The sequence below is a fragment of the Romboutsia sp. genome (genome assembly GCF_051659545.1).
Taxonomy (GTDB): domain Bacteria; phylum Bacillota; class Clostridia; order Peptostreptococcales; family Peptostreptococcaceae; genus JBOFOR01.
In genome coordinates, this window is the sequence record NZ_JBOFOR010000233.1 from 1 (window position 1) to 2,519 (window position 2,519).

The following is a 2,519-nucleotide window of genomic DNA, read 5'->3' on the forward strand; positions in this document are numbered from 1 at the left end:
CAAATTTTTCTAGAATTTCATCCCAATTTATTTCACTTTGTTCAATTAACATAGTTAGCCTCCATATTCAAGTTTTTATACTTTATATTTTAGCTAAAAAAATATTGGCATTCTAGTCGGATATTCTTTGACGCTTACATTACAACTACTAGAATTAATTATTCTTATGTATTTAGAAATACGCATCCAAAAGAATTATCTAAGCCATATAGTATTCATTATAAGCTAGTCTAAATTTATACAAATATAAGTAAATAGAGTCTCAGTTTAGCATCTAAGACTCTATTTATAACAATCAATATACGTTTTTTGTTCATTTTTACTCAATGCCCTTAATAAAAGTTTACTCATAAACTCATATTTTAGATTAAATGTTTCGACACTAGCTTCTAGCATCTCCTCATTACTAATTCTAGCAAAATTCAATTGAAATCCATTATGTAATGCCAGACACTCTATAAATAGCCTCTGACTTCTTCCATTCCCTTCGCGAAAAGGATGAATTGATTACCTTTAGAAATATTTACTATCAGCTTCATATCCATAGTAATATTTATCTGCCATTAGTTCACCTTTTGTGTGTATACTGTTTTACAAGCTTGTCTATGGCTTCTTCAAATGAAATTTTACCCTCTAAGCATTCTCTTATACGATCTTTATCCTCTTGTAGCAAGGGCATATTTTCCATTGACATAGTCGCATTTGTATTTTCTATAATTCTATCATTTTTGCTCATATTCATGTTCACCCTTTCTATATCTAACTTTAATATTTTATTACTTATATCACATCTATATTTAATATTAATTTATTTATACAAGTCGTTTTACCTTCTACATAAGTATGATTTAAATGCATATGACCATGGTACCACCACTTAAAAGCTATAGTATGGAATATTTCACTTAGAAACTCTGATACATCATCTATTCTATAATTGCCTCCCATATCTGTTAAAATTCTCGTATGACCAGTATGAGTTATTATATAATCAACCTTGTTATTATGTTTTTCTAAATTAGTCCTTGCATTTTCTTTTTCTAACTTAGTAGGAACTTCTTGCTGCCACCAACTTGTACCTTCTTTTCTTAAATATTTATCTGTAGAATTAGCACCACCAAAAGCTAATATCTTTTTATTCCCAAAAGTAAATATCTCCCCTCTCATTAAATGGTATATGTTATCTCTTATCTTATGAGCCTTGCCACCGTTAAGTTTAACTATTGGATATTGATATAACAAATCAAAATTTTCATGATTACCACATACAAAGTATATATTAAGTCCTATACTTGATAAATAATCTAATCGCTTTTCTTCTTTAAAACTACCGTCCCATATATAACCCCAATCGCCACATATAAATATATTTGTATAACCTGCTTTTCTAGCTTCATAAAAAACTTTAAAATCTAAATCTCCATGAGTATCTCCTGTTATACAATAGGTAGGTTCTGAGAATTCAGGTGATTCCTCTACTAAAATATCTTTTATAGTATAGGTTACTTTGGTAATAGTTACACTATTTATCTCTCCCCATACAAAATTAGTTAAATCTTCATTAACTTCAACATATTCATCTTCATCTATCCACTTATAAATAATAGTTTTTGTATTACTTACTGAAGCACTACTCATGCAATCTAAAGTCCAATATATTACCATTTCTTTTAATATCTTATGTGCTAAGTGAAGTCTTGGTTCTTTACTAAAAAACCTAAATAGTTCTTCTTTGCACATATCTTTTATTTCATTTTCACTACAAAACCATCTTTTAAAATAACTATCTTTTAAGTTTTTATTTTTTAATTCTATAAAAACTTCTGCTACCATCTCTAAATCATCTATGTAATACCTCTTTATTCCTATATTATCCATAATTTCACCATTTCTGTATCTAACTTTAATATTTTATCAATTATATCTTATCCATACTTACCATTGTACAAATCTTCATCATTAACCATCTTTATAGCATAATCAACGATTATTCTAAAAATACATCCATTAGACCTGTAATTTCATACTTACTACTACATTTGATTAATTCTTTTAAATAATTAAAAAGCTTATTATAGCATTCTATATATGCTTTACCCACCATAAAGAAAACAATCGCATCAACTTCTACTGAACAATCATACCAACTCTTACATCTAACATTATAAGTGCCCTTATGTTCTTGAAAACTTTCATAAGGCTTTTCACTAGCTAAATCCACTATCTCTTCATAGTTTTTCAAAGTTATAACTTCATCATGTATTTCTTCTATATTATTACCATTAAAAATCATACCTTGTTCTTTTATAAAACTTGCTAAGTTTTGAGGTGTAAAAATCTCTTCTTTAGCTTTTAGTATATATTTATTTTCATCTTCTGTTATATCATAACAACTTATACTTATACGTTTTTCCAAAGTTTCTAACACATCACTTAACTCTAGGTTATATTTTGTAATTTCCTTCTTAGATATTTTTATTTTATGACATACTGCTGCCAATATATATTGTCCCATAATT

Annotated in this window: 3 protein-coding genes; all 3 read right to left on the bottom strand. The window is 27.4% G+C overall.

The genetic code is table 11. The features are described from left to right. Positions 1–568 precede the first annotated feature (568 nt). Positions 569–736, bottom strand: coding sequence for an antitoxin VbhA family protein (locus tag ACRC03_RS12790; RefSeq protein ID WP_438652963.1), 168 nt, complete (start codon positions 734–736; stop codon positions 569–571). Positions 737–780: 44 nt separating this feature from the next. Then, positions 781–1,878: a metallophosphoesterase family protein gene (locus ACRC03_RS12795; protein WP_438652964.1), complete on the bottom strand. Its 1,098-nt coding sequence runs from the start codon at positions 1,876–1,878 to the stop codon at positions 781–783. Positions 1,879–1,987: 109 nt separating this feature from the next. Continuing rightward, the coding region (locus tag ACRC03_RS12800; RefSeq protein ID WP_438652965.1) for a hypothetical protein at positions 1,988–2,519 on the bottom strand (532 nt) is incomplete at its 5' end.